Annotated in this window: 3 protein-coding genes and 1 pseudogene; all 4 read left to right on the forward strand. The window is 71.8% G+C overall.

The annotated features are described in order from the left end of the window. Nucleotides 1-100: 100 nt before the first annotated feature. Nucleotides 101-1,852 (forward strand): murein biosynthesis integral membrane protein MurJ, encoded by a 1,752-nt coding sequence (gene murJ, locus SACPADRAFT_RS0214610; RefSeq protein ID WP_084258455.1) that lies wholly within the window; start codon nt 101-103, stop codon nt 1,850-1,852. A 195-nt stretch (nt 1,853-2,047) separates the two neighbouring features. After that, complete coding sequence (locus SACPADRAFT_RS0214615; RefSeq protein ID WP_007026581.1) at nt 2,048-3,583, forward strand: protein kinase family protein; 1,536 nt, start codon at nt 2,048-2,050, stop codon at nt 3,581-3,583. Nucleotides 3,584-3,666: 83 nt separating this feature from the next. Beyond that, a complete protein-coding gene (gene sigM, locus SACPADRAFT_RS0214620) occupies nt 3,667-4,269 on the forward strand; it encodes an RNA polymerase sigma factor SigM (RefSeq protein ID WP_028662475.1) in 603 nt (200 codons plus the stop codon). Then, nucleotides 4,266-4,675: pseudogene (locus SACPADRAFT_RS32965) on the forward strand (hypothetical protein); the annotation flags it as partial. The gene sigM and the pseudogene SACPADRAFT_RS32965, both read left to right, overlap by 4 nt.

Below are 4,675 nucleotides of genomic sequence, written 5' to 3' on the forward strand. Positions count from 1 at the left end.
GCCCGGGCAACCCCCGCGCCGGGGGAGGCCGCCGCAGAACCGCGGGCGCCCCGTCCGGCCGTGGCGGCAGGAGACCCACGACGGCGACCGCACCGTCTACATCCCCCGGGATCCGGGCGTGCGGTGGCCCTCGGCCGACCCGGACGTGCTGCGGCCGTACGACGAGCTCGCCACGCGGATGATGCCGAGGATCACCTCGGAACCGATCGGCGAGCGGCTGCCGGAGGTCCAGCTCGACGAGCCCGAGGGCGAGGACGAACAGAAGAAGGGCCCGTCGCTGGCGAAGGCGGGCGGCCGGATGGCCATCGCCACGCTGACCAGCCGCATCACCGGCTTCGCCTGGAAGGTGATGCTGGCCTGGGTGGCGACGCTCGGCGTGCTCTACGACTCGTTCACCGTCGCCAACACCCTCCCGCTGATCATCAACGAGCTGCTGCTCGGCGGTGTGCTGACGAGTGTCGTCGTTCCGCTGCTCGTCCGGTCGCAGGACGACGAGGACGGCGGCGAGTCCTACACGCAACGTCTGATCACGTTGGCGGTGACCATGCTCGGCGCCGGTGCGGTGCTCTCCACCGCGCTCGCGCCGTGGCTGACCGGGCTGCTGATGGAGGACGACGGCGCGGCCAACCAGCAGTTGGCGACCTGGTTCGCGTACCTGCTGCTCCCGGGTCTGCTGTTCTACGGGCTGTTCGCCGTGCTGTCGGCGATCCTGAACGCCAAACAGATCTTCGGCCCCGCCCAGTGGGCGCCGGTGATCAACAACCTGGTCATCTTCGCGACCATCGGCGCGTTCGCGCTGGTCCCCGGCGACCCGACGGTCGTGCCGACGAACATGAGCGATCCGCAGGTGCTCGTCCTCGGGATCGGCGTGCTCACCGCGATGGTCGCCCAGGCCACCTTCCTGATCCCGCCGCTGCTGCGGTCCGGCTTCCGGTTCCGCTGGCGCTGGGGGATCGACGAGCGGCTGAAGGAGTTCGGCGGACTGGCCGCCTGGATCCTCGGCTACGTCGCCGTCAGCCAGATCGGCATGGTGGTGAACACCCGCGTGCTCACCGGTGGCGCCGAGGGCGGCCCGTCCATCTACTCGAACGCGTGGCTGTTGTTCCAGCTGCCCTACGGCGTGATCGGCGTGTCCCTGCTGACCGCGCTGATGCCGAGGATGAGCCGTGCCGCGGCGGACGACGAACGGGACAAGCTGGTCGAGGACCTCTCCTACGGATCGCGGCTCACGACGCTGATGCTCATGCCGGTCTCGGCGGTCATGGCCGTGGCGGGGCCGTCGATCGGGGTGGCGCTGTTCGCCCTCGGCCGTGGCTCGGTGGCCGACGCCGAGCGGCTGGGGCAGGCGCTGGCGGTCTCGGTGTTCGGACTGGTGCCGTACGCGCTGGTCATGTTGCAGATGCGCGTGTTCTACGCGATGAAGGACTCGCGCACCCCGACGTTGATCATGGTCGTGATGACGGCGGTGAAGATCCCGCTGTTGTACCTGGCCTCCGCGGTGCTCAGCCCGGTCAACGTCGTGCTCGGCGTGATGCTGGTGAACTCGATGGTGTTCGTCGTGGGCGCGGTCATGGGGCAGGTGTGGCTGTGGGTCAAGCTCGGCAACCTGCGCAGCAAACGGGTGCTCGGGGTCATCCTGTTCACCGTCGTCGCCAGCGGACTCGGCGCACTCGCCGCCGTGCTGACCGGGATGCTCGTGCCCGACCTCGGCACGGTCGGCACCGCCTGGGTGAAGCTCATCGTCCAGGGCATCGTGGGGCTGGCGGTGTCGTTCGGGGTGCTGGCGGCGCTGCGGATCGACGAGCTCGCCCCGATCACCCGGCGGGTGGTCGGCATGGTCCGCCGCGGGTAACCCGGCCGGGCACCGATACCGCACGGGGGCGCGGCGCGGTCACGTACCCTCGTGCGAGGAGTAAGGGGCGGCAGCGCCGGTCGGGGTCGACGGGAGTCGGCGGTGACCGAATCAGCTCGCGGGGCGAACCGGTCACGGAACCCGGCGCGGGCCGCTCGCGTCCGGGCACTGATTCGGTAGGGGGAGGCGACCCGAGTGGGCTTCCGTACGCGCGGTGGATCACTGGCGCCCGGCGGGGTCGTCGGCGACGGCCGCTACCGGTTGCTCGCCCAGTTCGGCGTCGACGAACGCGGCGGGGCCCACCTGTGGCGTGCCCGGGACGGGCAGCTCAAGCGCGACGTCGCGTTGACGGTACTGGTGGGCGATCCCGCGGACGTCGAGGCGGCGCGGCAGGGCAGACGGACACTGGAGCGGGCCGCGCACGTGGCCAAGTTCGAGCACCCGAACGTGGCGCGGGTGCTGGACGTGCTCACGCTCGGCAACGGCATCAGCTCCAGCGAGGGCATCCTGGGGATCGTGGTCGCCGAGTGGACCCGGGGCACCGACCTCGTCGACGTCCTCACCCAGCAGCGGGTCGAGCCCGGCGACGCCGTCCGGATGGTCCGCGGCCTCGCCGAGCCGGTCGAGGCCGCCCACCAGTCCGGTCTGGTGCTCGGCATCGACCATCCGCAGCGGCTGCGGCTGGCCCAGGACGGGCGCCTGCGCCTCGCGTTCCCCGGTGCCCTGCCGGACACCACCCTGCGCGACGACGTCAAGGCACTCGGGGCGGTGCTGTATCTGCTGCTCACCGGCCGGTGGGCATTGCCGGGTGGGCCACCGGCCATCCCCTCGGCGCCCCGCAACCAGGCCGGGGCGCTGATCCCGCCGCACTCGCTGATGTCCGGGGTGCCGCCCGAGTTGTCCTCGGTCGCCGTACGCACCATCGCCGACGAGGGGCACGGCGGCGTGCGCACCAGTTCCGCGGTGCTGCGGATGCTCGACCAGGCGGCCCGCGCCGAAGAACACGCCCACCACCCGCCGGAGAACGTCGATCCCGACGGCGGCGTGTGGACGACGTCGAAACCGGTGCGCGACGCCACCCGGCGGCGCAAGCTGGCGCTCGGGGTGAGCGTCGTCGTGATCGGTGCGATCGTGGTGCTCGCGTGGCTCGGGATGATGGCGATCAGCTTCTTCCGGGACGATCCGCCGTCCGGCCCGCCGGTCAACCTGGCCGAGGAGACGTCCGCGCAGCGGGAGTCCGAACCGACGGACGACCGCGCCGGGGCCGGCGACGACGGGGGATCCGGGCTCGGTGACCCGGTCGAACCGTCCGGCGTCGACGTCTTCAACCCCGAGGGTGAGGGTGACGGGGTGGACGAGGCACCCCACGCCGTCGACGGCGACCCCTCGACGGTGTGGGACACCGACGCCTACCGCGAGCAGTTCCCCGCCTTCAAGTCCGGCGTCGGCCTGATCAGCGAGTTCGACGAGCCGATCGAGTTGGCCGCGGTCCGGGTCGTCGCGGACAGCCCCGGGACCGAACTGGAGATCCGGGTCGCCGACTCGGCCGACCCCGAACCGGCTGACACCGAGGTGGTGGCCTCCGGCACGCTCGACGGTGAGCGCACCGAGTTCCGGCTGTCCGAGCCGACCTCCACCCGGCACGTCCTCGTGTGGATCACGGCCCTCTCGGGGGAGGCGCCGGAATACCAGTCGCAACTGTCGGAACTGGTCTTTCTCCCACAGAAATGACCTGATCGAGGCATCGAGACGAAGGGCTGTCACACTGTGAGGTGATCCCCACTGCGGGTGGCAGCCTTAGTACTCTCTGCCGGGTGACCGCAGCAGCGCCCACGGACGCCGATCTCGTCGCCGCGCACGCGGCCGGGGATCCGCACGCCTTCGACGAACTGGTCCGACGGCACCGGGACCGCATGTGGGCGGTCGCCCTCCGCACCGTCCGCGATCCCGAGGAGGCCGCCGACGCGCTGCAGGATGCCTTCGTCTCCGCCTTCCGCGCCGCGGCGACCTTCCGCGCCGAGTCGCGGGTGTCCACCTGGCTGCACCGGATCGTGGTGAACGCCTGCCTCGACCGGATCCGCAGACGCCAGGCCAGACCCACGGTGCCGTTGCCGGAGACCGACCGGGACGAACCGGCCGTGCCGGGGGACGCGATGGCCGAGCGGGAGACCCGGATGCTGGTCTCCGCGGCACTCGATCAGTTGCCCGAGGATCAGCGGCTCCCGATCGTGTTGGTCGACGTGGAGGGGTACCCGGTGTCCGAGGCGGCACGGTTACTGGAGATCGCGGAGGGAACGGTGAAGAGCCGGTGCGCGCGGGGACGCGCCAAGCTCGCGAAACTTCTCGGGCATCTGCGGAACCCCGTGGGGGAGGGGGACGTCCCAACTCACGAAAGCAAATACGGGGAGGGACGATGACCGACGAGAGCAGCGGGCGGGGCGACCTCGTCGGCCCCCCGTGGTCCGTCGACCTGCTCGCCGACCTGCATGCGGGGGTCCTCGACGAGCGGGAGGCGGCCCTGCTCCGGCCGCGCGTGGATGCCGACCCCGAGGCCACCGCGATCCTCCACGCCCTGGACCACACCTCCGACGACCTCGCCGGGCTCGCCGCCGCGGATCCCGACCCCGTCCCGGCCGACGTGGCCGCACGGATCGACTCCGCCCTCGAACGCGAACGCGCCGCCCTCGACCGGGAACGCGCCGCGCACGGCGGCGCTCCGGCGCACGACACGAACGTCGTGGGCCTCGACGCGGCCCGCAGACACCGCAACCGCCGCCGGTTCGGCTGGACGACGGGCCTGTTCACGGCCGCGGCCGCCGTGCT

It is taken from the genome of Saccharomonospora iraqiensis subsp. paurometabolica YIM 90007, from assembly GCF_000231035.2.
GTDB lineage: Bacteria > Actinomycetota > Actinomycetes > Mycobacteriales > Pseudonocardiaceae > Saccharomonospora > Saccharomonospora paurometabolica.